Consider the following 26,252-nt stretch of genomic DNA (forward strand, 5'->3'; position numbering starts at 1 on the left):
TCGGGCGATGTTATACTATAACATCGCGGCGTCCTGGGATTGACGCCCCGGTGTGGGGGTGTCGTTTCCAGATGAAGTGGTTCCGGTCGAATAGCAGGCACGGCGCCCGGCTCGCGTTGTTCGCGATGCTGGTGCAGCTCGCGCTGACTTTCGGCCACAGCCATTGGTTCGCGCAGGCCGCGCCCCTCGCTCAATCCTCCGCCCAGCAGATCGACGGCAGCAAGGGCGATGCTGCGATCGACCGCTCCGCGGTGCAGAAGCAGTCGCCGGCCGGCCCTGACCGCGAGCATTCGGGCGAAGACAATTGCGCCATCTGCGCCATCATCGCGATGGCGGGCACAATCGTGTCGGCGACGCCGCCCGTGCTGTTGCTGCCGCAGGCGATCGAGCTGCTCCAGCGCACCCTCGACGCCGAGTTCGCTCATCTGACATCGGCCGGCACGGCGTTCCAGCCGCGCGCCCCTCCTGTTTCCTGATCTCCAACGCTTGATCACGCCCAGCCTCGCCGCGCATCGGCAAGTGCCTGGGAGAAGTTGAAGTCGAATTCCGTCGCATAGCGACGGCAGGCCGCCTCCGATCAGCAGAGCATCATCCGGACGGCGCCTGAGTGGAATCAGGACCATGTCATTTCAATTGCGACGCGCGCAGCGCCTTGGCGGAGCAAGCCTGCTCCTGCTCGGCGCCGCCGCTACATCCGCGTTCGCCCAAGACTCGGCGCAACAGCCGGCACAGGACAAATCGTCGACCGAGATCCCCGCCGTCACCGTGACGGCGCCGAGCCCGATCGTGCGTCGAGCGGTGCCGTCGCGCAACGCAGGCCGCGGCACGCGGACCGCGCGGGTGCGCAGCCGCGAGCAGACGGCAGAGGCAACGCCGGCAGCTCCCGTGCCCGCCGCGCCTCAGCAGGGCGTGCTGCCGATCGTGACCAACCAGTTCGCCACCGTCACCGTGGTGCCGAACGAGGAGATCCGCCGCGAGGGCGGCGGTCAGCTCGGCGATCTCCTGTTCTCCAAGCCCGGGATTACCGGCTCGAGCTTCGCACCCGGCGCCTCCAGCCGGCCAATCATCCGAGGTCTCGACGTCAACCGCGTCGGTATCGTCGAGAACGGCACCAATGGCGGCGGCGCCTCCGACCTCGGCGAGGATCATTTCGTCCCGATCGACCCGCTCGCGACCAACCAGGTCGAGGTGGTGCGCGGGCCGGCGGCGCTGCGTTACGGCTCGACCTCGATCGGCGGCGTGGTCAGCGCCACCAACAACCGGATTCCGGATGCGCTGCCCTCCTGCGCGCCGTCGTTCCAGGCCTACGGCCTGCCGACCAAGGCCCCGCTTGCGAACGCTGCGACCTCGCCATGCGTCACCGCGGAGACGCGCACCGCCTTCAGCTCGGTCGACCGCGGCATCGAGAGCGGCGTGCTGCTCGACGCCGGCGGCGGCAATTTTGCCTTCCATGCCGATGCCTATGGCCGCACCACCTCGGACTATTACATCCCGAGCTATCCCTATCTGACCGACACATCGCGCCCCGTGAACGGCCGCCAGCCGAACTCGGCGACGCGCTCGGACGGCGCATCGATCGGCGGCTCGTACTTCTTCCAGGGCGGCTATATCGGCGCATCGATCACGCAGAACGATTCGCTCTACCACATCCCCGGCATCGACGGCGCCGACCACAAGACGCGGATCGACGCTCACCAGACCAAGATCAACGTCAAGGGCGAGTACCGCCCCGACGCGGCTGCGATCGATACGATCCGGTTCTGGGCCGGCGCGACCGACTACCGGCACAACGAGATTGGCCTTGCCGATCCCGCCGACCTCAACAGCGACGGCATCCGGCAGACTTTCACCAACAAGGAGCAGGAGATCCGCACCGAGGTGCAGCTGATGCCGTTCAACGCGCGCTTCGCCGAAGTGACGACGGCGCTGGGCTTCCAGGTCGGGCACCAGGAATTGAGCGCGCCGAGCCCCGACAATCCCGGCACGCTGTTCAACGGGCTGTGGGATCCCAACACCAACACGCGCGTCGCGGCTTACGCCTTCAACGAGTTCAAGTTCTCGGAAGCGACGCGGGCGCAGATCGCCGGCCGGATCGAGCATGTCGAGCTGCACGGCACGACGCCGAACTTCCCAGCGGATTACCTGCCCGACGGCACGCCGCAGGCGGCGATCGCGCGCAACCCGTCCTTCACGCCGAAGAGCGGCAGCATCGGCCTGCTGCAGGATTTGCCGGGCGGAATGGTCGGCAGCATCACCGCGCAATATGTCGAGCGCGCGCCGAAGGCAGCCGAGCTGTTCTCCCGCGGTGGCCATGATGCGACCGCGACTTTCGACATCGGCAATCCGAACCTCACGATCGAGACCGCCAAATCCGTCGAGCTCGGCGTGCGCAAGGCGACGGGGCCGTTCCGGTTCGAGGCGACGGTCTACTACACGCATTTCGACAATTTCATCTATCGCCGCCTCACCGGCGTGATGTGCGACGACGACTTCGCGTCCTGCGGCGCTCCGGATGGCGAGCTGAACCAGGCGGTCTACTCGCAGCGCAATGCCAATTTCCGCGGCGGCGAATTCCAGTCGCAGCTCGACATCGGCGCGTTCCAGGGCGGCATCTGGGGCATCGAGAACCAGCTCGACGTGGTCCGTGCCACCTTCTCCGACGGCACCAACGTGCCGCGCATTCCGCCGGTGCGCATGGGCGGCGGCGTGTTCTGGCGCGACGACAATTGGCTGATGCGCGTCAACCTGTTGCACGCCTTCGCGCAGAACAACGTCGCCGTGATCGCGGAGACGCCGACGGCGGGCTACAATCTCTTGAAGGCCGAGGTCAGCTACAAGACCAAGCTCGACCGCAACTGGTTCGGCGCGCGCGAGATGATGGCCGGCATCGTCGGCAACAATCTCCTCAACGAGAACATTCGCAACCATGTGTCCTACACCAAGGACGAGGTTTTGATGCCGGGCATTGGCGTGCGGGCATTCGCGAATTTCAAGTTCTAGGTGACGACAAACACCGTCATTGCGAGGAGCCCTTGCGACGAAGCAATCCAGACTGCCACCGCAGAAAGATTCTGGATTGCTTCGCGGAGCCTGTCATCGGGCCGCGCTTCGCGCGGGCCCGGTGGCTCGCAATGACGGAGTATGAGGGCCGTCACTCCTACTTCCGCGCCTTGCTCCAGTCGGGGCCGACCGCACCCGACACGCCCTCGAAGGCGCCGTCGACGAGCTCGAACACCAGGATGCGGGCGGCATCGACGGGACCCGGCATGGTGACGCGGCCCTTCGGCACCGGCTTGAAGCCGACGCGGCTGTAATAGGGCTCGTCGCCGACCAGCAGCACCAGGCGGTGACCTTTCGCCTTGGCGTCCTTCACCGCGCGCTCCATCAGCTGACGGCCGATGCCGCGCTCGCGGAACGGCGGCTCGACGGTGAGCGGCCCGAGCAGCAGCGCCGGCGTGTCGCCGATCAGGATCGGCAATTGCCGGACGGAGCCGACCAGGAGCGTGCCGATGCGGGCGGTAAAGGACAGATCGAGCAGATGGTCGACGTGCTCGCGGATCCGGTAGGCGCTCAGCACGAAGCGGCCGGGGCCGAAGGTGCGTTCGTGCAGCCGCTCGATGGCCTGGGCGTCGCCGGCGGCTTCGGGAAGGATGGTCAGTGAGAGATCGTTCATGTCAATTCGCGGAGTAGCACTTGCGCCTGCGAAGGTCCATGGGCGCCATCGGTGCCGGGCCTCGCCTCTCTCCAGCGGAGCGAGCTGCGGGCCCGGCTCAGCCTGCGTCCCGGTTCGACGCCGGCTGGGACAAATAGGCCAGCATCTTCATCTCCCGCCGGCCTCGCGTCACCGTGTCGAGCACGAGCCCGGACGATGCCGCCAGCAGGGCCATGATCATCAGGCCCATCGACAGCACCGCGGTGGGCAGGCGCGGCACGAGCCCGGTTTCGATGAAGGTGATCACGATCGGGATCGCGAGGATGATCGAGGCCAGCGCCAGCAGGATTCCGATCACCGTGAAGAAGCGCAACGGCCGTTCGGAACGGTAGAGCTTCAGCATGGTGCCGAGGATGCGAAAGCCGTCGCGCCAGGTGTTGAGCTTGGAGAACGAGCCTTCGGGGCGCGCATAATAGGGCGTCTCGACCTCGGCGACCGGCAGCGACAATTCCAGCGCATAGACCGCAAGCTCGGTCTCGATCTCGAAACCGTCGGAGAGGACGGGGAAGGATTTGACGAAGCGGCGCGAGAACACCCGGTAGCCGGACAGGATGTCCTTGAAAGCGTGGCCGAAGGTCGAGGACAAAAAGCCGGTCAGCATGCGGTTGCCGGTGCGATGGCCGAGCCGATAGGCGGCCTGGACCTGATCGACACGCAGGCCGACCACCATGTCGAGATGATCGTCGAGCAGCCTGTCGATCATGCGCGGCGCGCTCGGCGCATCGTAGGTCGCATCGCCGTCGACCAGCACATAGACGTCGGCCTCGACGTCCGCGAACATGCGGCGCACGACGTGGCCCTTGCCCTGCCGGCGCTCGCTGCGCACGATCGCGCCGGCTTCGCGCGCGACCTCGGCGGTCCGGTCGCGCGAATTGTTGTCGTAGACGTAGATCTGCGCCGAGGGCAGCGCCTTGCGGAAATCGGCCACGACGGTGGCGACCGCGGCCTCCTCGTTGTAGCAGGGCACCAGCACGGCGATGCGAAGCTGCGCTGAGGTCATCGCGACGGCACTCCGAGGCTTGTCGGCTCGCGCCCGAGCGGCGTGGCCTGCCGTGCCTGCTCCGGCTGCATCAGCCATGCGAACGCGACACTCCACAGCGAGAGCATCGCAATCGGCACGATGTAGTAGGGCGTGAAGATCGGATGGCTCAGGAAGAAGCCGAGGTTGACGACGAGATTGGCGGCGGCGACGAGGGCCACCTGCCGCACGCTGCCCTCGCCTACCCGCAACAGAAAGGCCGTGGTGCCGATCGCCAGCACGATCAGCACGAATTGCATGTCGCGCAGATAATGGCCGAGCACGGCAAGGTCGAAGGCCGGCGCGACCACGTCGGCGCTGCCATAGGTCGTGGCCAGCGGGCTGCCGGCATTGATGGCCTGCGCAACCAGGGTCGGGGCCATGCCGACGAGGACAGCGACGCCGAAGCCGAGCCCCTGCGCGAAGCCTGACAGCGTCCGCGTCCGCAGGAACGCAAGGGCCAGATAGATGGCATAGCCGGCCGCGAGCAGCGCATTCGGCAATCTGAAATTGACGGAGGCACCGAGCAGGAGGCCGACCAGCGCAATCAGCAGCACGCTGCGTTTCTCCCTGGTCAGCCACAACGCGGTCAGGAATCCCGCGACCGCGCAGAGCGCCATGGTCGGCGCGATCGAATAGCTCGCCTTGGCCGGGTTGATCATGAGATAGACGGCAAGCGCGCCGAACAGGCCGGCGCCGACGATGGCAGGCAGCGTGCGTGCCATGGCAATGCCCGTCAGCGCAAGGCCGCAGACGATCAGGCTCGCGGCGATGTACAGCGGCACCACCTGGTTGCCTTCGGGAAACAGCGCCAGCAGGAAGCCGGTGCCCGGCGGATATTGCATCACGACCTTGCCGCTCGGCATCGGGTTGTGGCACGGCCAGCGCAGCGGGTCCTGCCATTCGGCGAACGCGATCTGCTTCAGCTTGCCTTCGAAATACTGGTCGTAGTCCAGGTGGGCATTGGTGTTGAGCCCACCGATGCCGAGGCGCTGGAACAGATGCGCCTGGCGGAGATAGCAGATGTCGTCATAGACCCCGCGCGCCTCGCTCCAGCGCGACATCGTGACGATGTTGCTGGCGAGGATCGCAAGACAGATCAGGCCGAAGGCGAGCTTGGCAATTTTCATCCGGTCTTCCGTGGCGCGCGTCAAGCGGGTTACTAGCACAGGCCGCCCTCAGCGCCACGTCGCAATCAACGGCTTGCCACCGAGCACCTCGGCGATCCGCAGCCGCGTGCCGGGCGTGGTGCCCTCGGGCAACGCGGCATTGTCGAAGAACCCGCATTCGACGATCTCGCGGTTTGGCTCAGGGACGCGATCCTGCCTGAACTGCCTGACCACGTAGACCGCGACGTGGTCGCGGCGGGAGACGTGGCTGTTGAGGAAGACGCCGTGCAGGATCGCCTCGCCGGTCAGATCGATGTCGCCCTCCTCCTTGAGCTCGCGCCGCAGCGCCTCTTCCATGGTCTCGCCGAAATCGACGCCGCCGCCAGGCAAATACCAGCCGCTGACGTAGCTGTGCCTGACCAGGAAGACGCGATTGTCGGCATCCAGCACCACGGCGCGCACGCCCAGCGTCATGCCGCGGACGAGCAGGAAATAGACGTGGAAGACCCGCCGCAGCAGCGGCTCGGCTTTCCGTCGGGCTCGGTTCAGACGTTCTCCCATCAGGCTTCCTCGACGCCCCTGTTCGGGCCCTGCTTGCGCGACGCGCGCGACCTTGCCATTACAGCGGAGCTATAGCGAGGCATTCGCGCGCCATGACTCCCTTCACGCTCGCCCATCTGTCCGATCCGCATCTGGCGCCTATGCCGAAGCCGCGGCTGATCGAGCTCGCGGGCAAGCGCGCGCTCGGCTATGTCAACTGGACCCGCAACCGCCACAAGTACCAGCGCCGCGAGGTGCTCGATGCGCTCGTTGCCGACATGAAGGCGCAGGCGCCCGACCACATCGCAGTGACGGGCGATCTCGTCAACCTGGCGCTGGAGGCGGAGTTCGCGCCCGCGCTGGCCTGGCTCGAAAGCGTCGGCCCGCCCGACCGCGTGACCGCGATTCCCGGCAATCACGACGCCTATGTCAGCGCGACGCGTCATCGCTTCGGCGAGACGTTCCTGCACTACATCGCCGCGGACACACCCGGCGGTGCAGCCTTCCCCGCGGTGCGCCGGCGCGGGCCGCTGGCGTTGATCAGCCTGTCCACGGCGGTGCCGACCCTGCCGCTGATGGCGACCGGCACGCTCGGGCGCGATCAGCTCGCCGCCCTTGCCGAAGTGCTCGAGCGGCTCGCGGCGGAAGACGTCTTCCGCGTGCTGCTGGTGCATCATCCGCTGAAATCCAGCGCGCGGGCGAAGCGGATGACCGACGCGCCGGAGCTGCTGGCGCTGTTGAAGCGCCACGGCGTCGAGCTGGTCCTGCACGGGCACGATCACATTCATTCGACGATGTGGTTCGAGGGTCCGAACGGCAACATTCCCGCCCTCGGCGTGCCCTCGGCCTCCGCGCTCGCGCACGGACGCTATCCCGCGGCGGCGTACAATCTGTTCACCATCGAGAAGGACAATGCCGGCTGGCGCTGCGAGCAGACGGTGCGAAGCCTCGGGGCTGGATTTCAGATCGGGCAGATCAAGCATGTGCGGCTGATTTGAGGTCTCCGTCATTCCGGGGCGCGCGAAGCGCGAGCCCGGAATCCATTCATCGCCATGCGCTGCTGCCCGATGGATTCCGGGCTCATGCTGCGCATGCCCCGGAATGACGGCGGAGAGAGCCTCACCAGTTCCGCAAGACCGCGAGCACTGCGAGCCCGAACAACGCGGCAGCGCCGAGCACGAAGCCGAACACGAACGGCCAGAGGCGCGAGCGGCGCGGCGGCGCGGCGGCCGGGGCCTGCGGTTCGGGCGCGATCACCATCGCACGCTCGCGCTCGATCATGCGGCGCGCGACATAGTCGGTGACGGCCTCGACGATCATTGCGGTGTCGTGCGATTCGGCGAGCACGATGCGGCCGAAGCGGGTGTCCTGGACGAATCGGTACATCCGCTTGTCGCGGCCCATCACGATGTGGGCGACGACGTCGATCCAGAGCCGCGGCGTATCGCCCTGGCTGATGCCGCGGTCGAACAGGTCGATCTGATCGGGCACCTGCGCGAACAGGGGATCGAGCGCATCGCTCAGGATCTCGAGCCGCGCCACCTCGGCGTCGCGCAGATCGACGACGACGCCGGTCCGGTCGGCCGCCTCGATCCGCGCGCGCAGCAACGCATCGCGCAGCCGCACCGGGCGCGGCTGGCCGGGATGGGTCCCGCTGGTCTCGGGCTCTGACATTGTCGGCCTCGTCCTCGACTTATCCCGATTAACCTATCAGCAACCAAACCCTCCGCAAAGGCCCACAATTCCAGAGACTTACGGCGCCCACAGCCGTTTCGCCTGTGCCAAAAGCAGACGATCCCACCCAGGCTCGAGGCCTGGATGGGACCATCCGTCCTTGGACGTCTTCTTGTTTCAGATTGTTTCAGCTCGGCAGCTGCCGATCAGGCTGCCGGGGCGCGCTGCGGCTCTTCAACGATCGAGAAGCGGACGCCGGCCTTGTGGCGGCTCTCTTCCGATACCTCGCGCCAGCAGTCCTCGGCTTCCTTGCGGGTCTTGAACGGACCTTTGACCTGGGCCGAGCCTTCGACGAGCTTGTGGAAGTTCATCGAGCCGAACTCGCCGCCGATCACCCAGAAATTGCTGCCTTTGGTCATTGTCAGTCTCCTGTTGAGGTGCGTGACCGGCCTGGACTCCAAGCTGGCTTCCAGACCGGTCCGATCCGCCGTTAGCCGAACTGGTTCATCGTGTTGTGGGCGCCGCCCGCCTTCAGGGCAGCTTCGCCCGCGAAGTACTCCTTGTGGTCGTCACCGATGTCGGAGCCGGCCATGTTCTGGTGCTTCACGCAGGCGATGCCCTGACGGATCTCGGCGCGCTGGACGTTCTTGACGTAGCCGAGCATGCCCTGCTCGCCGAAATACTCGCGGGCGAGATTGTCGGTCGAGAGCGCCGCCGTGTGATAGGTCGGCAACGTGATCAGGTGGTGGAAGATGCCGGCGCGCTTGGCCGAATCCGCCTGGAAGGTGCGGATGCGCTCGTCGGCTTCCTTCGCCAGCGGCGTATCGTCGTACTCCGCCTTCATCAGCTCGGCACGGTTGTACTTGCTGACGTCCTGGCCCGCTTCCTTCATGGCGTCGTAGACCTGCCAACGGAAGTTGAGCGTCCAGTTGAACGACGGCGAGTTGTTATAGGCGAGCTTGGCGTTCGGCACCACCTTGCGGATGCGGTCGACCATGCTGGCGATCTGCTCGATATGCGGCTTCTCGGTCTCGATCCAGAGCAGGTCGGCGCCGTTCTGCAGCGAGGTGATGCAATCGAGCACGCAGCGGTCTGCACCGGTGCCGGGACGGAACTGGTAGAGGTTGGAGGGCAGCCGCTTCGGGCGCATCAACTTGCCGTTGCGGTTGATGATGACGTCGCCGTTCTTGGCGTTCTCCGCGGTGATTTCCTCGCAATCGAGGAAGCTGTTGTACTGGTCGCCGATGTCGCCGGGCTTGTGGCTGACCGCGATCTGCTGCGTCAGGCCGGCGCCGAGCGAGTCGGTGCGGGTCACGACGATGCCGTCTTCGACGCCGAGCTCGAGGAAGGCGTGGCGGCAGGCGCGGATCTTCGCCAGGAAGACGTCATGCGGCACGGTGACCTTGCCGTCCTGGTGACCGCACTGCTTCTCGTCGGAGACCTGGTTCTCGATCTGCAGCGCGCAGGCCCCCGCCTCGATCATCTTCTTGGCAAGCAGATAGGTCGCCTCGGCGTTGCCGAAGCCGGCATCGATGTCGGCGATGACGGGGACGACATGGGTCTGGAAGTTGTCGATCTTCTCGATCAGCTCCTTCTCGCGGGCCTTGTCGCCTTCCTTGCGCGCCTTGTCGAGGCTGCGGAAGATATCGTTGAGCTCGCGCGAGTCCGCCTGACGCAGGAAGGTGTAGAGCTCCTCGATCAGCGCCGGCACCGAGGTCTTCTCGTGCATCGACTGGTCGGGCAGCGGACCGAACTCGGAGCGCAGCGCCGCGATCATCCAGCCCGAGAGATACAGATAGGTGCGGTCGGTCTTGCCGCCGAAGTGCTTCTTGACCGAGATCAGCTTCTGCTGCGCGATGAAGCCGTGCCAGCAGCCCAGCGACTGCGTGTACTTGGTCGGATCCTTGTCATAGGCGGCCATGTCGGCACGCATCACGGCCGCAGTGTAGCGGGCGATGTCGAGGCCGGTCTTGAAACGGTTCTGCAGGCGCATGCGCGCGACGGCCTCGGCCGACACGCCATTCCAGGTCGGCTGGGTCTCGAGGAGCGCCTGAGCCGCCTTGACCTCGTCCTGATACGAGGACGGACCCTGGAGGGTGCTGATGCCGCGGGGCTGGTAGTTCATGTGCCTGATCCTTTCGCTGACGATGGCAGTACGGCCATCGACATTCTTGACAATGCATTGCGAGATGCGTGTCCGGAGGTAAACGCGAAAAGACAAAGTTCGTATAGATGGCTTGTTTTTTATTGGTGATGTCATGTAACATCTGAACGTGTAATAGATGTTATTTTGTAAATCTTGTAACAATATAGGTCAGCGGTTCTGACCTTGATTTGGAGATCTGAGACATGCCCGCCGAGTCCGGCAAGAAACTCTTCGTCGGCCCGCGCTTCCGGCGGATCCGGCAGCAATTGGGGCTGTCGCAGACCCAGATCGCCGAGGGGCTCGGGATCTCGCCGAGCTATGTCAACCTGATTGAGCGGAACCAGCGCCCCGTCACGGCGCAGATCCTGCTGCGGCTGGCCGAGACCTACGACCTCGACTTGCGCGATCTCGCCACCGCCGACGAAGACCGCTTCTTCGCCGAGCTGAACGAGATCTTCTCCGATCCCTTGTTCCGGCAGATCGACGTGCCCAAGCAGGAGCTGCGCGACCTCGCCGAGCTCTGCCCGGGCGTCACCCACGCGCTGCAGCGGCTCTACGCGGCCTATACCGAGGCGCGCCAGGGCGAGACGCTGGCGGCGGCGCAGATGGCCGACCGCGACGTCGGCACGCGCTTTGAAGCCAATCCGGTCGAGCGCGTGCGCGAGCTGATCGAGGCCAACCGCAACTATTTTCCGGAGCTGGAGCAGGCCGCGGAAAACCTGCGCGACGAGCTGAACGTGCCCGCCGAAGGGCTGTACGCCGCGCTGGTCGCGCGCTTGCGTGAGAAGCACTCGATCCAGACCCGCATCATGCCGGTCGACGTGATGCGCGAGACGCTCCGCCGCTTCGACCGCCACCGCCGTCAACTGCTGATCTCGGAGCTGGTCGATCCGCCCGGCCGCGCATTCCAGCTCGCCTTCCAGCTTGGCTTGGGGGAATGCGCGCAGGCCCTGGAGACAATCATCGGCCGTGCCGGCCCGCTGGACGACGCGCCGCGCCGGCTGTTCCGGATCACCCTCGGCAATTATTTCGCGGCCGCCGTGATGATGCCCTACCCGGCGTTCCTCGCGGCCGCCGAAGCGCTGAACTACGACATCCACGTGCTGGCACAGCGCTTCAATTCCGGCTTCGAGCAGGTCTGCCACCGCCTCACCACGTTGCAGCGGCCGAACGCGCGCGGCATTCCGTTCTTCCTCTTGCGCGTCGACAATGCCGGCAACGTCTCCAAGCGTTTCTCCTCCGGCACGTTCCCGTTCTCGAAATTCGGCGGCACATGTCCGCTCTGGAACGTGCACTCGACCTTCGACACGCCGGATCGCCTGCTCAAGCAGGTGATCGAGCTGCCCGACGGCACGCGCTATTTCTCGATCGCGCAGATGGTGCGCCGCCCCGTCGCGCCGCATCCGCTGCCGCAGCCGCGCTTCGCCATCGGCCTCGGCTGCGAGATCCGCCATGCCGCCCGCCTGACCTACGCCACGGGCATGGATCTGGAGAAGGCCGAGGGCACCCCGATCGGCGTCAACTGCCGCCTCTGCGAGCGCGAGAACTGCGCCCAGCGCGCCGAGCCGCCGATCACGCGCACGTTGATCCTGGACGAGACGACGCGGCGGGTGTCGAGCTTTGCGTTCTCGAATGCGCGGGAGTTGTGAGGGGGCGCAGCTGCCTCCTCGTCATTGCGAGCGAAGCGAAGCAATCCAGACTGTCTCCGCCGTGACAGCCTGGATTGCTTCGTCGCCTGCGCAAAATTGCTTCGCAATTTTGTCGCGGGCTCCTCGCAATGACGCGAAGTCACGCCAGCGTATGCACGATCACCGGCCCCGCCACGGCGCGCGCGTCGCCGGCGAGAAGCGGGCCGAGATCCTTCTCGATCCAGGCGATGGCGCGCTTGTTCGCCTCCTCGGCCTGCTCGAACTTGTCGAAGATCGAGATCGCGGTGACCGTGTCGTCGCCGGCATAGACGACGTAATAGGCGCGGAAACCCTCGACGTCGCTGATGATGGGAACGGCACCGTCCTTGATGCGGCGCGTCAGTTCTTCCGCGCTCCCGCTTTTCGCCTTGGCCTGACGGATGGCGGCATACATGGCATCCTCCCCTTCCGGCTGTCTGGACTTCCGGGCCTGTTGCCCGGAGGCGGATGTTACGCCGAACCGTGCCGCCGATCCACGCTTGGTTAATCCTCTCCTAATCCATCTCCGCGATCTGCAACCAACGGTTAAGCACGCCTCAACATCAGCGCCTTAGTCTCGCCGCACTCACTTTTCGCAAACAAGGGCGGCCTAATCTGCCGGGCGAAGTGACATCAGGGGGTTCATCATGCGCATTGCGTTGCTGCTGACCGCAACCATCGTCGGCGCGCTGTTCGCCAATCCGTCCCGTGCCGGGTCGCTCGATGCTGACGCGGCGCAGTCGCTGCCGCCGGGCTTCCAGAGCTATCGCGGCTACATGTTCGACCTGTCGGAGAATTCCGACCGCAAGGACGTCGACAAGCTCACCGACAATCTGAAGCAGCAGATCGACGCCGTCGAAGCGGCCGGCCTATCGCCCCGCGTGCTGCGCTTCTTCCGCACCGTGCCGATCATCGCGAGCGAGCTCGCCTGCCTCGATGAGGGCGCCGCAACCGCCTGCTACGGCCGCGTCGCCCCCAACGTCGAGCGCCGCGTGCCGCGGACGCTGACGGTGTGGGATCCTGCCAAGCAGCGCTGGACCAATCCGAATGCCGTCGACCTCGCGGTCGATTCCGGGCTCGGCGTGATCATGCTGCGGCCCGACATGATGCGCTACGAGAAGGAGGCCGTGCTGCTGCACGAGCTGCTGCATGCCTATCACGCGCGGCTGCTGCCCGACGGCTACGCCAACAAGGGCGTGATCGCCTATTACGCCCTGGCCAAGTCCAAGGATCTCCTGCCCAAGGAATCCTATGCGATGAAGAATCCCATGGAATTCTTTGCGGTGACCGCCAGCATCTTCCTGGCCGGCAAAAGCGAATTCCACGATCCGAAGTCGCGCGAGGCGCTCAAGGAGAAGATGCCGGACTATTACAAATACCTGGTCGGCGTGTTCGGTTTCGACCCCGAGCCGGCAGCCTCGAACGGCCCGGTCGCCTCGCTCAAGTGAGCGGAAGGCGCCAAGCCAAGCCAAAGAGCCGCGCGAACAGCGCGGCTTTTTTGTTTCGCACGCCGGAAGCTGCGGATGACGCACCGCCGGGAATTGCCAAGGCGGGGTCCGATCTGCATAGTCCCGCCCGCATCGATAGCGTTTTTCGAAGGGGATGAGAGAACATGGCGGACGCCGACCTGGATGTCGTGATCCGGCAACTGGCCAGACAGCTGCATACGGGCCTGATGACCCGTGCCAAGGAGCGGCGGGATCGCTTCAACAGCCTTGCGGCCAAGGCCAAGGGCAAGGAGACCGGCGAGCGCTTCAAGATGATGGCCAAGGCCACCATGGAGCAGGCCAATGCGGCCGCCAAGCGCCTGCAGATGTCCGCCGACAACGTCGCCGACAGCTACGCGCGATCGATGCGCCTGGCCGCCAGCACGCCTGTTACGGTGAAGGCGGAGAAGAAGGCAAAGGACGAGAAGCCGGCGAAGAAGGCCGCAAAGAAAGCGAAAGCGAAGACGTAGTCGTTGCGCCTCCCCGATCGCCGCCGCGGGATTGGCGATCTGGAGGCTCGCCGGCCTGTCTACCTTATCATCTCTGGCTTGATCGGATCGCCGCGTTGCGCGTTTGCGACACGCTCCCGCGTGCCCGCTGCAATCGGGCCGGCCGCGACCTCAACGATTCCTCCCGCCCTAAAGCGCGATGCGATTAGGATGAATCGTCATCGCGCTTTAGGCTATTGATTGAGCATGATCTTTTCGGAAAACCGCTGCACACTTTTCCGGATCATGCTTTAGCATGTGCTGCTCGAACACAGTCGAGCGACATCCTCACATGTATCGCCTCAAGCTGTCGAGAAATCGCTGTTTCTCGCCAGGCGCGTAGCCCTGGGACGCTCCATAATAGGGTTCATTGAACTGATTATATGGTGCAGCCCGGTACTGGATCGGCGGCCTCGGTGGCGCGTAGGTCTGGCGATGATGACGCCGAGAGTTCCCTCTGGCTGCCGCACCGGCGTAATACGGATTGAGGACGCACATCTGACCGTTTGCCGATGCCCTGCATTGGTCCATCGTCATGAAGTTGCATCGGTAGTATGGGGTCATTCCGCGAGAAACCACGTTCAAGCAAACGGGAAAAGCCGGGTCATATCTTTGAGCCCGAGCGTCTCCCGCTGTCAGGGCGATACCCACGGTCAAAATCGTCAAAGCCCATTTGCACATTGGAAGCTCCTCCAAGCGCGCACGACATGGATGCACTCTGGCCCCGGACAGTACAGATCCAACTCATATTAGCCTAGTTGGTTCATGCGCGCAGCAGGCAGCCGACAGTCGTGCTCTCGCATCTCTCACCTGTCGCGCCGCTATACGGCAAGCCAACTGTCCTACAGACGCATCGTAGGATGGGTAGAGCGAAGCGTGCCCACGCGTCTGTTGTCGTATTGAAACAATCGTGGGCACGGCGCGAAGTGCGCCTTCGCCCACCCTACGATTCCGGGGTCGCGGAGAGACTCCCCTCACCTTCGCGGCGCGGCAACCTGTGTCGGCTCGGCGCTGGCGAGTTCCGCGAGCTTGGCGCGCGCGGCCTCTCGCGCGTGAGCGTCCTTGCCGGCGGGCAGCGCCAGCGCGGCCTCGAAATCGGCGCGAGCGTCGTCGGCCTGGCCGCGGGCGAGGAACGCAAGGCCGCGATCGAGACGGGCCTGCGCATCGGAGGGATCGAGGCGGACCGCCGTGCTGTAGCTCAGGATGGCGCGGTCGAGATCGCCGGTGGCGGCAAGCGCGAGACCGCGCTGGTGATAGGGTGCGGCGAGCTTGGGATCATGCGCGATCGCCTCGTCGTAATCGGCAATGGCAAGCTCGAGGTCGCCGTTCTGCCGGCGCGCCAGCGCCCGGTCGCGATAGAGCGAAGCGCGGTTGGGATTGAGGTGGATGGCCTGGTCGAAATCGGCGATCGCCCGCCTGAAGTCGCCGTGACGCAGCGCGATCCGCCCGCGCCCCGCATAGGCGAAAGCGATCAGCGAGCCGCGCAGCGGCGAGAAGCCGATCACGGCCGAGCAGATGTCGGGATCGTCCTCGTCGCCGCAATTGACGACCATGTGCGTGGACAAGCCGACGAGCACGCAAAGGACGATCAGCAATGGTACGGCAAATCTGGTCATCTTCGACGATGGCCGGCAGCAGGCCGGACACGCATCCCCTTTCGAAGGAACGGTCACGTCGAAGGTGTTAACACCGGTCGGGGACGCCCCTGTGTGCGCCAGATCACAAAGCCAACCGCAAATCCTTGCCGGCTGCCGTCAGCTCCAAGGACCACGTGAAGAGGAGCGGCCCCAGGGACCGCGCGGCGGATAGTTCTCGTTGGCGCCGACCGACGGCGCCGCGCGGGTGCCGAGCTCGGCCGCGAGCTGCTGGAGCGCGGCGACGCGGTTCTGCGTCGAGGGGTGGGTGGTGAACAGGTTATCCACCCCGTGACCCGACAGCGGATTGATGATGAACATGTGCGCGGTCGCAGGGTTTCGCTCGGCCTCGACGTTCGGCACCTGGTGCGCGGCGCCCTCGATCTTCACCAGCGCGGAGGCCAGCCACATCGGCTGTCCGACGATGCGCGCGCCGAGATTGTCGGCGGCATATTCGCGGGTACGGCTGATCGCCATCTGCACCAGCATGGCGCCGAGCGGAGCGAGGATCATCAACAGGATCGAGCCGATGATGCCCGGACCGTTGTTGTTGTCGCGGTGGCCGCCGAAAAACATGCCGAACTGGGCGAGCATCGAGATCGCGCCAGCAATGGTCGCGGTAATAGTCATCAGCAGCGTGTCGTGATGCTTGATGTGCGCGAGCTCGTGCGCGATCACGCCGGCGAGCTCCTCGCGGCTGAGCTGGTTGATCAGACCGGTGGTGACGGCGACCGCGGCGTTTTCCGGATTACGGCCGGTTGCGAACGCGTTGGGCTGGACCTCATCCATTACGAACACGCGCGGCATCGGCAGACCGGCGCGGCCCGCAAGCTCGGCGACGAGGCCGACCAGCTCCGGCGCGGTCGAACGATCGACCTCATGGGCGCCGTACATCGACAGCACCATGCGGTCGGAGTTCCAGTAGGTGAAGAGATTGGTTGCGGCGGCAATGACGAGCGCGATCATGGCGCCCGAGGCGCCGCCGATCAGATAGCCGACGCCCATGAACAGGGCGGTCAGGCCTGCGAGCAGCATTGCGGTACGAAGATAGTTCATGGCCGTCTCTCCTGGAGCGGCCGCGGGCGCGAGCCTCTGGCCGGCTCCCCCGAAGTATGAATGCCGCCGACGACCGCAAGGTTCGTGCGTCGCCGGGCCGCAGATCCATCGCAGGTGCGGCCAGCCTTTCCACTCCCGCTAAACCTTGACGGGGATTTGCGCAAAAACACACGTGGAGACTTAGCAACCTAGAAAGCGCGGGGTTGGCTTAATCCGCGGTAACCGGGCACGTCGCACGGTTTTGTGCATTGACCGGTTCCGTTGGCATCTCGTCAGCAAGGTGACCGTCATGATGGACCGCTCACGCGCCGCTTCCGTCGACCCTACATCCACTCCCTCCCCTAACGAGAGCAAGACTGACGCGAAGGGCTTGCAGGAGGCACTGCACGAGCAGCTGTTCGCCCACGACGAAGCCGGCCACCAATCCGATGGGCAGACTGCGCCGGAACCAGAACGCCGCCGGCTGTATCTGCGGCGCGGGGCCAAGATTGCCATCGGGCTCGCCATCATCGCCGTGTTCGGCTGGCTGCCGCTGCGCGCGATCTGGGAGCATTCGAGCGTCGAGGCGGTGCTGAATTCCCGCCTCGTCACCTTGCGCACGCCGATCGGCGGCCGTGTGGCGGCTGCTCAGCGCTTCAGCGACCAGGCCAAGCTCGAAGCCGGAACCGTGGTTCTGCGCGTCGTGAACTCGCGCAGCGATCGGACCCGGCTCGACGATCTCCGGCGGCAGAAAGCGCGCCTTGAAAACGAACGGCCGAGCCTTGCCGCCAAGCTTGCCTCGGCGAAGGCCGCACAAAAGGATCTTGCGCGGCAGGCCACCCAATTCCGCGAGGGGCGCGTGCTCCAGCTCGAGGCGCGCATTGCGGAGATCCAGACCTCGATCGAGGCGGCGGCCGCGCGGCGGGACGAGGCCAGCGCCGCTGTCGAGCGCGCCTCCTCGCTGGCGAAATCCGGCAATGTCTCGACGGTCGAGCTGGCGCGGCTGTCGCGCGAGCTTTCGGTCTCGCAACAGACCGAGCTCGGCGCGCGCAAGCGGCTGGACGCGGCCAAGGTCGAGCTTGCCGCGGCACAGAACGGCTCCTTCCTCGGCGACAGCTACAACGACCGGCCAAGCTCGGTGCAGCGCGAGGAAGAGATGCGCCAGCGCGCCGGCGACCTCGAGGCCGATCTTGCACGCACCGACACTGAGATCGCCTGGCTCGCCAACGAGATCATCGTGGAAGAGGTCCGCTTCGCCGATCTGTCCGAAGCCAACATCACGACACCCGTCGCAGGACCGGTCTGGGAGATGATGACCTCGCCGGGCGAGGACGTGCAGGCCGGTCAGCCCCTGCTCAAAGTGCTCGACTGCAGCGGCGCCGTCATCACCGCCAATGTCACCGAGAACGTCTACAACCGCTTGCAGCTCGGCGATCGCGCCACCTTCGAGCCGAATGATGGCGGCGAGCCGATCTCCGGCAGCGTGGTCAATCTGACCGGCGCCGCCGGCGCGCCCGCCAATCTCGCGATCAATCCGGATGCGCTGAGCAAGGAGCCCTATCGCGTGACCGTGGCATCACGCGATGCCGCCGCCCGCGCCTGCACCGTCGGACGCACTGGCCGCGTCGTGTTCGCCCGGCACGAGACCACGCCGTGACGACGGCGCTGACGCCCGGCATGATTGCGCTCGGCGCGTTCATGGCGATCGTGCCGCTGCTCAGGCGCGATAGCACGATGGCGCGCTCGTTCCTGGCCGTCGTATCGGTGGCGTTGCTGCTGCGCTATCTTCATTGGCGTGTCACGTCGACGCTCCCGCCACCGCATCTGACTGTCGACGCCGTGATCGGTTACCCTTTCATGCTGCTGGAGGCGGCCTCGCTAGTTGCGGTCGCGCTATCGCTGTTGTTCCTGAGCCGGACGCGCGACCGCACCGGCGCGGCGAGGATCGACGACCGCGCCACCGACCCGCGCGCACCATTGATCGATGTCTTCATCTGCACCTACAACGAGGAACGATCGATCCTCGAGCGCACGATCATCGGCGCGACCGGTATGGACTACGGCAACTATCGCGTCTGGGTGCTCGACGACGGAAGACGGCCCTGGCTGCGACGCCTGTCGGGCGAGCTCGGCTGCCATTATCTGACGCGGCCGGACAACCGGCACGCCAAGGCCGGCAATATCAACCACGCACTCAAGCATGTCGGCGCGCTGCCGGAGCGGCCGGAATTCGTCGCCATTCTCGATGCGGACTTCGTGCCGCGGCCGGACTTCCTGGCGCGCACCATCTCGCTCATGGACGATGCGTCGGTCGGGGTGGTGCAGACGCCGCAGCACTTCATCAATCCCGACCCGATCCAGACCAATCTTGCCGCGACTGACGTCTGGCCCGACGAGCAACGATTCTTCTTTGACATCCTCATGCCGGCGAAGGATGCGTGGAGCGTCGCGTTTTGCTGCGGCACCTCATCCCTCATTCGCTACGCCGGGCTGGTGCAGATCGGCGGATTTCCGACCGACTCGGTGACCGAAGACTACCTCGTCACCCTGCGCCTGAAGGAATGCGGCCTCAACACGTTCTATCTCAACGAGCGCCTGACGATCGGGCTCGCGCCCGAAGGCCTGAAGGAATACATCACCCAGCGCGCGCGCTGGTGCCTCGGCTTGATGCAGATCGTACGCGGCCGCAGCGGACCGCTCTCGCGGAAGTCGAAGCTTGCCTTCATCGACCGGCTCTCGCTGGTCGACGCCTTCATGAGCTGGGCCGCGGTCTACACCTCGAAGGTGGCCGGCCTTGTGGTGCCCTGGCTGTTCCTGCTGTTCGGCATCAAGGCTGTCCGGGCCGACCTGACCGAGCTATTGTGCATCTTTCTGCCGTTCTATGTCTGGAACAGTCTCACCATGGCCTGGCTGTCGCATGGCCGTTCGCTCGCCATGATGACGGATGTCTCGCAGCTCATCGCGGCGCCCGCCGTGCTCAAGGCGGTTGCGACCGGCCTGTTGAAGCCGAAAGGACACAAGTTCAAGGTCACCGCGAAAGGCGGCGACCGCGACAGGCGCTTCGTCGAATGGCCGCTGCTGCGTCTCTATGGCACCGCCCTCCTCATCACGCTTGCGGCCATCGCTTACGCCTTCATCCTGCACCTGCGCGGCGAGAACATCGCCTATGGCGGATTGGCGCTGGCCTGGAGCCTCTACAACGCGCTCATTCTCACCGTGGTCTGCTTCGTCTGCATCGAGCAGCCGCGCAAGCGCAAGGCGGAGCGGTTCAATCGCAATGAACCGGTCCTTTTGCGCCAGGATGGCAGGTCCCATCTCGCGCGGCTCGCCGACATCTCCATCACCGGGGCCCGCCTGATCGATCCCGATCCGCCGAGGCCCGGCAGCACGATCGAATGCCGGATCTATGGCCGCTCGATCGCGGCGATGGTAGTGCGGCGGACGACGGACGGATTCGCGGTGCGGTTCGAGGAGGGCCTGGACACGCGCGTGCACGCGATCAGGGCGTTTTATGCCGGCGAATATGTGCGCGCCTATCAGGGCGTCAAAGCGCTCCCGGTCGGCAAGGCGCTGCTGATGCGGCTGTTTGGATAGGCATGATCTTCTCGGAAAACCGCTTCGCACTTTTCCGGAACATGCTTTAGACTTCGGGCGAATCCACGCCTGCCCTCCCCGCCGGAACCCCATGCTCCAGACCCGATTCGCGATCGCGGCCGTCGCGCTCCTCGCATGCTCCGCCACCGCCTCTGCCCAGTTCGCTCCGCCGCCCGCAAGACCCACGGCGCCCAAGGCCAGCGCGCCGTCGCCGCGCGCGGCCTCATGCCATAGCGGCGCGAGCTTCGATCGCTTCCTCGCCGACGTGAAGCAGCAGGCCATCGCCGCCGGCGTCTCGCAGCGGACGATCGCGGACACATCGCCCTATCTCGTCTACGACCAGGGCATCGTCAACCGCGACCGCGGCCAGCGCGTGTTCGGTCAGCTCTTCACCGAATTCGCCGGCCGCATGGCCGCGCCCTATCGCATGCAGAACGGGCAGCAGCACATCAAGCAATACGCCGCAGCGTTTGCACGCGCGGAAAAGGAATACGGCGTGCCGCCCGCCGTGATCGCCGCGTTCTGGGGCCTCGAGAGCGATTTCGGCGCCAACATGGGCAATTTGCCGACGCTGAAATCGCTGGTGTCGCTGGCCTATGATTGCCGCCGCTCCGAGATGTTCGTGAACGAGACCATCGCGGCGCTGAAGATCATCGACCGCGGCGATCTGCATCCCGACGAGATGATCGGCTCCTGGGCCGGCGAGCTCGGCCAGACTCAATTCCTGCCCGTGCACTACGTCAACTACGCGGTCGACTATGACGGCGACGGACGGCGCGACCTGTTGCGCTCGCCAGCCGACGTGATCGGCTCGACGGCGAACTACATCGCCAACGGACTGAAGTGGCGGCGCGGCGAGCCGTGGCTGGAGGAGATCAAGGTGCCGCCGAACCTGCCGTGGGAGAAGACCGATCTCAGCGCGCGCGAGCCGCGATCGACATGGGCGCAACTGGGCGTCACCTATCCCGATGGCCGGCCGCTACCAAACGACAATCTCGCAGCGTCCGTGCTGCTGCCGATGGGACGCTTTGGGCCGGCCTTCATGGCCTATCCGAATTTCGCGGCCTACACCGAGTGGAACAACTCGCTGATCTATTCGACCACCGCGGGCTATCTCGCCTCGCGCATCGCCGGCGCGGCGCCGATGCGCAAGCCGTCGGCGCCGGTCGCGCAACTGCCATTCAACGAGCTCAAGGAATTGCAGCAGCTGCTGGTGCGCGCCGGCTTCAACGTCGGCAAGGTCGACGGTGTGCTGGGGCAGCAGAGCCGCGCCGCGGTGAAGGCGATGCAGGTCAAATACGGCCTGCCGGCGGATTCCTGGCCGACCGCCGAGCTGCTTGCGCGCATGCGCGGCGGCACGGCGCAGGCCCAGCCACAGGCGACGGCGCGGTAGAATTTTCGCACCGCACAAGACGTTTCCGCGATTGTATTATTCCATGAGGCTCCCATGTGAGTGGCTCAGGTTTCCTCCTGAGTTTTCCCTCATTGAAGAGAGCATCACATGTCCTTCTACGACGCCGTCGTTCCCGCCTATTTGCAAATGCTGAACAGCATGATCGGCCTGCTAACCAAGGCCGAGGCGCATTGCGCGGCCAGGAAGATCGAGCCGAGCGTCCTGCTCGGCTCGCGCCTCTTCCCGGACATGCTGCCGCTGTCGCGGCAGATCCAGCTGGTCAGCGACTATCCGACCAGAGGCTGCGCGCGGCTGACGCAAAGCGAGGTCCCCTCGACGCCCGACACCGAAACGAGCTTTGCGGAGTTGAAGCAGCGGCTGGCGAAGACGATCGACTACGTCAAATCCTTCAAGCCTGAGCAGTTTGAGGGCGCCGAAGCCAGGGACGTCACCTTTCCGGTCGGCCCCGGCAAGACCATCACCATGACGGGACAGCAATTCCTGAGCTCGTTCTCGCTGCCGAACCTCTATTTCCACGCGGCGACAGCCCACGGCATCTTGCGTCATAACGGCGTCGAGATCGGCAAGCGCGATTTCATGGGCGCGAACTGATTTGTGAAATCGCACGGCCGCGACAGCGGAAATCCGCTGTCGCCGCCGAAATTGCACATGAATTATGCTACGCGCGCCCTGCCGCGTAGCTCGCCTGCACTTTCCGTATGGCTCATCCCTTGCGCCTGATGTCGCGATGCACAAGTGTTCGAGACCTCTCACCGCCTGGAAGCATTCCCATGAGCCGTTCGACCAAATTGTTTGAGACCTACAAGCTCGGCCCGATCACGCTGGCCAACCGCCTCGTCATGGCGCCGCTGACGCGTAATCGCGCCGTACCCGGCAGCTTCGTGCCCGGTCCGCTCGCCGCCGATTATTACGCCCAGCGCGCGTCCGCGGGCCTCCTCATCACCGAGGCGAGCCAGGTCTCGCAACAAGGTCAGGGCTACCAGGACACACCCGGCATCTATAGCAAGGAGCAGGTCGCTGGCTGGCGCAAGGTCACCGACAAAGTGCATGAACGCGGCGGCAAGATCTTCATCCAGCTCTGGCATGTCGGCCGCATCTCGCATGTCGATCTCCAGGCGAATGGCGCAGCTCCGGTGGCACCGAGCGCGATCCGCGCCAAGGGCAAGACCTTCGTCAACGGCGGCTTCGCCGACGTCTCCGAGCCGCGCGCGCTCGAGCTCTCCGAAATTCCTGGGATCATCGACGACTTCAAGCGCGCCACGAAGAATGCGCTGGAAGCCGACTTCGACGGGGTCGAGATCCACGGCGCCAACGGCTATCTGCTCGAGCAGTTCGCCAAGGACGGCACCAACAAGCGCCTAGATGCCTATGGCGGCTCGATCGAGAACCGCGCGAAGCTGATGCTGGAGGTCTCCAAGGCCGTCGTCGCCGAGGCCGGCGCCGATCGTACCGGCATCCGCATCTCGCCGGTGACGCCGGCCAACGACATCTCGGATTCGAACCCGCAGGCCCTGTACGATCACATCGTCGACGGCCTCAACGCGCTGAAGCTGGTCTATCTTCATGTGGTCGAAGGCGCCACCGGCGGGCCGCGCGACGTCGCGCCGTTCGACTATGCGTCGTTGCGCAAGCGCTTCAGTGGCGCCTACGTCGCCAACAATGGCTACGATTTCGACCTCGCGACCAAGGTGCTGGCCGCCAACGCCGCCGACCTGATCGCCTTCGGCAAGCCGTTCATCTCCAACCCCGACCTGGTCGAGCGGCTGAAGCAGGGGGCGACGCTGAACGACTGGGACAAGAATACTTTCTACGGCGGCGGCGCCAAGGGGTATACGGATTACCCGACGCTGGCGGCCGAGCCGGCGGAGTAGGTCCACGCAATCACTGTCATGCCCCGCGAACGCGGGGCATGACAGTACGCGCCGGCCTCGCATAGCCGCAGGGCGATGCGTATGCGCGCCAGATGCACTTTTGGACCGGTCATACCACGTCGAACTTGACGCCTTGAGCCAGCGGGAGCGTGCGGCCGTAATTGATGGTGTTGGTCGCTCGCCGCATATAGGTTTTCCACGCGTCGGATCCGGACTCGCGGCCGCCGCCGGTCTCCTTCTCGCCGCCGAAGGCGCCTCCGATCTCCGCGCCAGATGGGCCGATATTGACGTTGGCGATGCCGCAATCAGAGCCACGCGCCGACAAGAATGTTTCCGCTTCGCGCAGATCATTGGTGAAGATGGATGACGACAGCCCCTGCGGAACGGCGTTGTGCAACTCGAGCACGGCGTCGAAATCGCGATATTTCATCACGTAGAGGATCGGCGCGAAGGTCTCGTGCTCAACCGGTCCGGTCTGCGCCGCGATCTCGACCAGCGCCGGGCGGACATAGTAAGCGTCGGCGGCCCCTTCGATGGCAATGCGTTCGCCACCTTGGACCAGACCTCCGGCAGCGCTCGCAGCCTCGAGCGCACGCTGCATCGCGTGATAGGCCGCGCCGTCGATAAGCGGACCAACCAGGTTACCGCCTTCCAGCGGAGAGCCGACGGTGACGGACGCATAGGCCCGCTTCAGGCGCGGCACAAAGCTGTCGTAGATGCTCTCGTGGACGAACAGGCGACGCAACGTCGTGCAACGCTGTCCCGCCGTTCCCATCGCGGCAAAGGCAACGCCACGCAGCGTGAGGTCGAGGTCGGCCGTCGGCGCGACGATCGCCGCATTGTTGCCGCCGAGCTCGAGCAGCGCTCGGGCGAACCGGCTGGCGAGCCGCGGACCGACCGCGCGTCCCATTGCTGTAGACCCGGTTGCCGAGACCAGAGGCACCTTCGCATGGTCGACGAGCGCCTCGCCGATCTCACGGCCGCCGAACAGCACCGCCGCGAGCCCCTGCGGCGCATCCCCGCCAGCCTCGTTGAAGCGTTTGACCGCACGCTCAAAAAGGGCGTGGGTCGCAAGCGCAGTCAGCGGTGTTTTCTCGGACGGCTTCCAGACGAGGCTGTTGCCGCACACCAGCGCCAGGGCTGCGTTCCAGGCCCACACAGCGACCGGAAAATTGAACGCAGAGATGATGCCGGTGACGCCAAGCGGATGCCAGCTTTCCATCATGCGATGCTCGCCGCGCTCGGTTGCGATCGTCAGTCCGTAGAGCTGCCGCGACAGGCCGACCGCGAAATCGCAGATGTCGATCATCTCCTGAACCTCGCCAAGGCCTTCGGAGACGATCTTGCCGACCTCGATCGACACCAGTCGGCCCAAAGCCTCCTTGCGGGCGCGAAGCTCCTCGCCGAACAGCCGCACGAGCTCCCCTCGCTTGGGTGGCGGCACCAGTCGCCAGCCGAGATACGCCGCGTGCGCCTGTTCGATCACGCCGGCAGCTTCGGCTGCGCCGATCTCCATGACGCGGCCAATGATCCCGCCCGTGATCGGCGTACGAACGACGATGGCGCCCTCCGTATAGTCGGAGCGCTTGACGCCGAGCTCGGCGAGAAGCCTGTCGACTTCGCCGGCAAGATCGGCATTGGCGGTATGCGTCTGCGGTGCTGATTTGACGGACATGGCGGTTTTCCAAATGTTGCAGTTGATCTTAATTCCCTAGCTGGCTCACGCGCCCATTCCGCAAGGCCGGAACGCAATGCGCTCCCAGGAAAGCCATGGCGGTATCCATCTCGCGCAGGACCATGCGCAGGATGGCTTCGGCGCCCGCCTCTCCCCCGGATGCAAGCCCCCACAGCGGCAAGCGGCCGAGAAGCACAGCTTCCGCGCCGAGCGCCAGATACTTCAGGACGTCGGTGCCGCGCCGGACGCCGCTGTCGGCCAGAATCGTCAGACGCCCCTTCACGGCGCCGACAATCGCCGGAATGCAGTCTGCAGGAGCTGGCAGACAGTCGAGATTGCGCCCGCCATGGACCGAAACCACGACGCCGTCGGCGCCGATCTCGACTGCCCTTTCGGCGTCCTCCACCGCAAGCACGCCCTTGATGGTGAGCTTGCCCGGCCAGATCTCGCGCAGCCAGCACATGTCGTCCCAGCTCAGCCGCGGCTCGATCCGGACCGACTCGGCAATGTCAGCGCGGGTGATGGCGGTGCGGAACGCTTCCGGATAATGGCCGTAGGTCGGCATGCCCTCGCTCACCAAATAGCGCGCCAGAACCCCGAACAGCCAACTCGGATGCAGTGACACGTCGAACATGCTGCGCAGCCGCGGTTTGAAAGGAATACCGAAACCGTTGCGTTCATTATACTCCCGCTTCGGCGAGACCGGCGTATCGACCGTGACGAGCAGGTTGTCGCAGCCGCAGGCGCTCGCCCGCTCCACGAGGCGCGCGGTCAGGGCGCGATCGCGCCAGACATAGAGCTGGAACCAGAGCAAGGCATCCGGCGCCCCGCGCCGGATCGTCTCCACGGTTGTCACCGATTGCGTCGAGATGCAGACGGGAATGCCGACGCGCGAGGCCGCGCGGGCAAGCTTCGTCTCCCCATCATGCGAAACAAGTCCGGCGAGCGCCGTTGGCGCGACGACGAGGGGCGCGGCGAGCCTTCGGCCGAACAACACCGTGTCGAGATCGCGCCGGTCGCGCCCCGTCAGTACCGCGGGCAGCAGGGTAATGGCGTCAAGCGAGGCCCGCAGGCGCGTCAATGCCGTTTCGTCCTCCGAGCCGCGATCAATATACTCGAACAAGCCGCGCGGGAGGAATCGGCGCGCATGACGGCGATAGTCGCTGGCATTGAGGAGCATCGGCATCG

The 26,252-nt window shown here is 65.3% G+C and carries 24 protein-coding genes; 11 read left to right on the top strand and 13 right to left on the bottom strand.

The genetic code is table 11. The annotated features are described in order from the left end of the window. Window positions 1-71: 71 nt before the first annotated feature. Entirely contained in the window at window positions 72-476 is a 405-nt protein-coding gene (locus AB7M16_RS11245; protein ID WP_453943925.1) for a DUF2946 domain-containing protein, read from the top strand. 145 nt (window positions 477-621) lie between these two features. Continuing rightward, a complete protein-coding gene (locus AB7M16_RS11250; RefSeq protein ID WP_453943926.1) occupies window positions 622-3,000 on the top strand; it encodes a TonB-dependent receptor in 2,379 nt (792 codons plus the stop codon). Window positions 3,001-3,157: 157 nt separating this feature from the next. Here AB7M16_RS11250 and AB7M16_RS11255 read toward each other — a convergent pair whose 3' ends face one another. From AB7M16_RS11255 to AB7M16_RS11270, 4 genes are all read right to left on the bottom strand, one after another. Beyond that, entirely contained in the window at window positions 3,158-3,673 is a 516-nt protein-coding gene (locus AB7M16_RS11255; RefSeq protein ID WP_212259043.1) for a GNAT family N-acetyltransferase, read from the bottom strand. 97 nt (window positions 3,674-3,770) lie between these two features. Next, on the bottom strand, window positions 3,771-4,712 hold the full coding sequence (locus AB7M16_RS11260) for a glycosyltransferase family 2 protein (RefSeq protein WP_172785891.1): 942 nt from the start codon (window positions 4,710-4,712) through the stop codon (window positions 3,771-3,773). After that, the gene (locus AB7M16_RS11265; protein WP_453943927.1) at window positions 4,709-5,860 is read right to left on the bottom strand and encodes a hypothetical protein; all 1,152 of its coding nucleotides are present in this window, start codon (window positions 5,858-5,860) and stop codon (window positions 4,709-4,711) included. Before AB7M16_RS11265 ends, AB7M16_RS11260 begins: the two co-directional genes overlap by 4 nt. Before the next feature lie 48 nt (window positions 5,861-5,908). Next, window positions 5,909-6,400, bottom strand: coding sequence for an NUDIX domain-containing protein (locus AB7M16_RS11270; protein ID WP_172785889.1), 492 nt, complete (start codon window positions 6,398-6,400; stop codon window positions 5,909-5,911). A 92-nt stretch (window positions 6,401-6,492) separates the two neighbouring features. On the opposite strand from AB7M16_RS11270, the gene AB7M16_RS11275 reads away from it, so the two are divergent. Beyond that, window positions 6,493-7,377 carry a metallophosphoesterase family protein gene (locus AB7M16_RS11275; protein WP_172785962.1) on the top strand — a complete coding sequence of 295 codons (885 nt, stop codon included), beginning with the start codon at window positions 6,493-6,495 and terminating at the stop codon, window positions 7,375-7,377. A 121-nt stretch (window positions 7,378-7,498) separates the two neighbouring features. Here the strand turns inward: AB7M16_RS11275 and AB7M16_RS11280 are convergent, their stop codons facing one another. From AB7M16_RS11280 to AB7M16_RS11290, 3 genes are all read right to left on the bottom strand, one after another. Beyond that, window positions 7,499-8,053: a hypothetical protein gene (locus AB7M16_RS11280; RefSeq protein ID WP_453943928.1), complete on the bottom strand. Its 555-nt coding sequence runs from the start codon at window positions 8,051-8,053 to the stop codon at window positions 7,499-7,501. Window positions 8,054-8,259: 206 nt separating this feature from the next. Continuing rightward, window positions 8,260-8,472 carry a DUF4170 domain-containing protein gene (locus AB7M16_RS11285; RefSeq protein ID WP_024341447.1) on the bottom strand — a complete coding sequence of 71 codons (213 nt, stop codon included), beginning with the start codon at window positions 8,470-8,472 and terminating at the stop codon, window positions 8,260-8,262. Window positions 8,473-8,543: 71 nt separating this feature from the next. Beyond that, window positions 8,544-10,178 (bottom strand): isocitrate lyase, encoded by a 1,635-nt coding sequence (locus AB7M16_RS11290; protein ID WP_453943929.1) that lies wholly within the window; start codon window positions 10,176-10,178, stop codon window positions 8,544-8,546. Window positions 10,179-10,402: 224 nt separating this feature from the next. On the opposite strand from AB7M16_RS11290, the gene AB7M16_RS11295 reads away from it, so the two are divergent. Continuing rightward, window positions 10,403-11,848, top strand: a complete 1,446-nt coding sequence (locus AB7M16_RS11295) for a helix-turn-helix domain-containing protein (RefSeq protein WP_172785886.1) — start codon at window positions 10,403-10,405, stop codon at window positions 11,846-11,848. Between the two features lie 139 nt (window positions 11,849-11,987). On the opposite strand, the gene AB7M16_RS11300 is transcribed toward AB7M16_RS11295, so the two are convergent. Beyond that, on the bottom strand, window positions 11,988-12,281 hold the full coding sequence (locus tag AB7M16_RS11300; RefSeq protein WP_018648871.1) for an antibiotic biosynthesis monooxygenase: 294 nt from the start codon (window positions 12,279-12,281) through the stop codon (window positions 11,988-11,990). Between the two features lie 232 nt (window positions 12,282-12,513). On the opposite strand from AB7M16_RS11300, the gene AB7M16_RS11305 reads away from it, so the two are divergent. Both AB7M16_RS11305 and AB7M16_RS11310 read left to right on the top strand, forming a co-directional pair. Next, on the top strand, window positions 12,514-13,314 hold the full coding sequence (locus tag AB7M16_RS11305; protein ID WP_260380351.1) for a hypothetical protein: 801 nt from the start codon (window positions 12,514-12,516) through the stop codon (window positions 13,312-13,314). 164 nt (window positions 13,315-13,478) lie between these two features. After that, a complete protein-coding gene (locus AB7M16_RS11310) occupies window positions 13,479-13,823 on the top strand; it encodes a hypothetical protein (RefSeq protein WP_453943930.1) in 345 nt (114 codons plus the stop codon). A 306-nt stretch (window positions 13,824-14,129) separates the two neighbouring features. On the opposite strand, the gene AB7M16_RS11315 is transcribed toward AB7M16_RS11310, so the two are convergent. From AB7M16_RS11315 to htpX, 3 genes are all read right to left on the bottom strand, one after another. Then, a complete protein-coding gene (locus AB7M16_RS11315) occupies window positions 14,130-14,522 on the bottom strand; it encodes a DUF3551 domain-containing protein (RefSeq protein WP_453943931.1) in 393 nt (130 codons plus the stop codon). Between the two features lie 293 nt (window positions 14,523-14,815). Further along, window positions 14,816-15,457 carry a tetratricopeptide repeat protein gene (locus AB7M16_RS11320; RefSeq protein WP_212259037.1) on the bottom strand — a complete coding sequence of 214 codons (642 nt, stop codon included), beginning with the start codon at window positions 15,455-15,457 and terminating at the stop codon, window positions 14,816-14,818. 138 nt (window positions 15,458-15,595) lie between these two features. After that, the gene (htpX, locus tag AB7M16_RS11325) at window positions 15,596-16,531 is read right to left on the bottom strand and encodes a zinc metalloprotease HtpX (protein WP_453943932.1); all 936 of its coding nucleotides are present in this window, start codon (window positions 16,529-16,531) and stop codon (window positions 15,596-15,598) included. 289 nt (window positions 16,532-16,820) lie between these two features. Here htpX and AB7M16_RS11330 point away from each other — a divergent pair, with 289 nt between their 5' ends. The 5 genes from AB7M16_RS11330 to AB7M16_RS11350 all read left to right on the top strand — a co-directional run bounded on the left by AB7M16_RS11330 (window position 16,821) and on the right by AB7M16_RS11350 (window position 23,389). Continuing rightward, entirely contained in the window at window positions 16,821-18,167 is a 1,347-nt protein-coding gene (locus AB7M16_RS11330) for an HlyD family secretion protein (protein ID WP_453943933.1), read from the top strand. Continuing rightward, a complete protein-coding gene (locus AB7M16_RS11335) occupies window positions 18,164-20,104 on the top strand; it encodes a glycosyltransferase (RefSeq protein WP_453943934.1) in 1,941 nt (646 codons plus the stop codon). The genes AB7M16_RS11330 and AB7M16_RS11335 overlap by 4 nt, the downstream gene beginning before the upstream one ends. Before the next feature lie 91 nt (window positions 20,105-20,195). Further along, a complete protein-coding gene (locus AB7M16_RS11340; protein ID WP_453943935.1) occupies window positions 20,196-21,497 on the top strand; it encodes a lytic murein transglycosylase in 1,302 nt (433 codons plus the stop codon). 108 nt (window positions 21,498-21,605) lie between these two features. Further along, window positions 21,606-22,109 carry a DUF1993 domain-containing protein gene (locus AB7M16_RS11345; protein WP_271504444.1) on the top strand — a complete coding sequence of 168 codons (504 nt, stop codon included), beginning with the start codon at window positions 21,606-21,608 and terminating at the stop codon, window positions 22,107-22,109. 179 nt (window positions 22,110-22,288) lie between these two features. Further along, the gene (locus AB7M16_RS11350) at window positions 22,289-23,389 is read left to right on the top strand and encodes an alkene reductase (protein WP_453943936.1); all 1,101 of its coding nucleotides are present in this window, start codon (window positions 22,289-22,291) and stop codon (window positions 23,387-23,389) included. A gap of 109 nt (window positions 23,390-23,498) precedes the next feature. On the opposite strand, the gene amaB is transcribed toward AB7M16_RS11350, so the two are convergent. After that, window positions 23,499-25,064: an L-piperidine-6-carboxylate dehydrogenase gene (gene amaB / locus AB7M16_RS11355; protein WP_453943937.1), complete on the bottom strand. Its 1,566-nt coding sequence runs from the start codon at window positions 25,062-25,064 to the stop codon at window positions 23,499-23,501. Window positions 25,065-25,092: 28 nt separating this feature from the next. Further along, window positions 25,093-26,250, bottom strand: a complete 1,158-nt coding sequence (locus tag AB7M16_RS11360) for an alpha-hydroxy acid oxidase (RefSeq protein ID WP_453943938.1) — start codon at window positions 26,248-26,250, stop codon at window positions 25,093-25,095. Between the last annotated feature and the right edge of the window lie 2 nt (window positions 26,251-26,252).

It is taken from the genome of Bradyrhizobium sp. USDA 372, assembly GCF_053629095.1.

Excerpts from the sequence above, each read along its gene's own strand:
- AB7M16_RS11340 (WP_453943935.1), top strand. The coding sequence starts at position 20,196 with ATGCTCCAGACCCGATTCGCGATCGCGGCCGTCGCGCTCCTCGCATGC.
- AB7M16_RS11260 (WP_172785891.1), bottom strand. The coding sequence starts at position 4,712 with ATGACCTCAGCGCAGCTTCGCATCGCCGTGCTGGTGCCCTGCTACAAC.
- AB7M16_RS11300 (WP_018648871.1), bottom strand. The coding sequence starts at position 12,281 with ATGTATGCCGCCATCCGTCAGGCCAAGGCGAAAAGCGGGAGCGCGGAA.
- AB7M16_RS11250 (WP_453943926.1), top strand. The coding sequence starts at position 622 with ATGTCATTTCAATTGCGACGCGCGCAGCGCCTTGGCGGAGCAAGCCTG.
- AB7M16_RS11255 (WP_212259043.1), bottom strand. The coding sequence starts at position 3,673 with ATGAACGATCTCTCACTGACCATCCTTCCCGAAGCCGCCGGCGACGCC.
- AB7M16_RS11275 (WP_172785962.1), top strand. The coding sequence starts at position 6,493 with ATGACTCCCTTCACGCTCGCCCATCTGTCCGATCCGCATCTGGCGCCT.
- htpX (WP_453943932.1), bottom strand. The coding sequence starts at position 16,531 with ATGAACTATCTTCGTACCGCAATGCTGCTCGCAGGCCTGACCGCCCTG.
- AB7M16_RS11310 (WP_453943930.1), top strand. The coding sequence starts at position 13,479 with ATGGCGGACGCCGACCTGGATGTCGTGATCCGGCAACTGGCCAGACAG.
- AB7M16_RS11290 (WP_453943929.1), bottom strand. The coding sequence starts at position 10,178 with ATGAACTACCAGCCCCGCGGCATCAGCACCCTCCAGGGTCCGTCCTCG.
- AB7M16_RS11305 (WP_260380351.1), top strand. The coding sequence starts at position 12,514 with ATGCGCATTGCGTTGCTGCTGACCGCAACCATCGTCGGCGCGCTGTTC.
- AB7M16_RS11360 (WP_453943938.1), bottom strand. The coding sequence starts at position 26,250 with ATGCCGATGCTCCTCAATGCCAGCGACTATCGCCGTCATGCGCGCCGA.
- AB7M16_RS11265 (WP_453943927.1), bottom strand. The coding sequence starts at position 5,860 with ATGAAAATTGCCAAGCTCGCCTTCGGCCTGATCTGTCTTGCGATCCTC.
- AB7M16_RS11280 (WP_453943928.1), bottom strand. The coding sequence starts at position 8,053 with ATGTCAGAGCCCGAGACCAGCGGGACCCATCCCGGCCAGCCGCGCCCG.
- AB7M16_RS11320 (WP_212259037.1), bottom strand. The coding sequence starts at position 15,457 with ATGACCAGATTTGCCGTACCATTGCTGATCGTCCTTTGCGTGCTCGTC.
- AB7M16_RS11330 (WP_453943933.1), top strand. The coding sequence starts at position 16,821 with ATGATGGACCGCTCACGCGCCGCTTCCGTCGACCCTACATCCACTCCC.
- AB7M16_RS11245 (WP_453943925.1), top strand. The coding sequence starts at position 72 with ATGAAGTGGTTCCGGTCGAATAGCAGGCACGGCGCCCGGCTCGCGTTG.
- amaB (WP_453943937.1), bottom strand. The coding sequence starts at position 25,064 with ATGTCCGTCAAATCAGCACCGCAGACGCATACCGCCAATGCCGATCTT.
- AB7M16_RS11285 (WP_024341447.1), bottom strand. The coding sequence starts at position 8,472 with ATGACCAAAGGCAGCAATTTCTGGGTGATCGGCGGCGAGTTCGGCTCG.
- AB7M16_RS11295 (WP_172785886.1), top strand. The coding sequence starts at position 10,403 with ATGCCCGCCGAGTCCGGCAAGAAACTCTTCGTCGGCCCGCGCTTCCGG.
- AB7M16_RS11315 (WP_453943931.1), bottom strand. The coding sequence starts at position 14,522 with ATGTGCAAATGGGCTTTGACGATTTTGACCGTGGGTATCGCCCTGACA.
- AB7M16_RS11350 (WP_453943936.1), top strand. The coding sequence starts at position 22,289 with ATGAGCCGTTCGACCAAATTGTTTGAGACCTACAAGCTCGGCCCGATC.
- AB7M16_RS11270 (WP_172785889.1), bottom strand. The coding sequence starts at position 6,400 with ATGGGAGAACGTCTGAACCGAGCCCGACGGAAAGCCGAGCCGCTGCTG.
- AB7M16_RS11345 (WP_271504444.1), top strand. The coding sequence starts at position 21,606 with ATGTCCTTCTACGACGCCGTCGTTCCCGCCTATTTGCAAATGCTGAAC.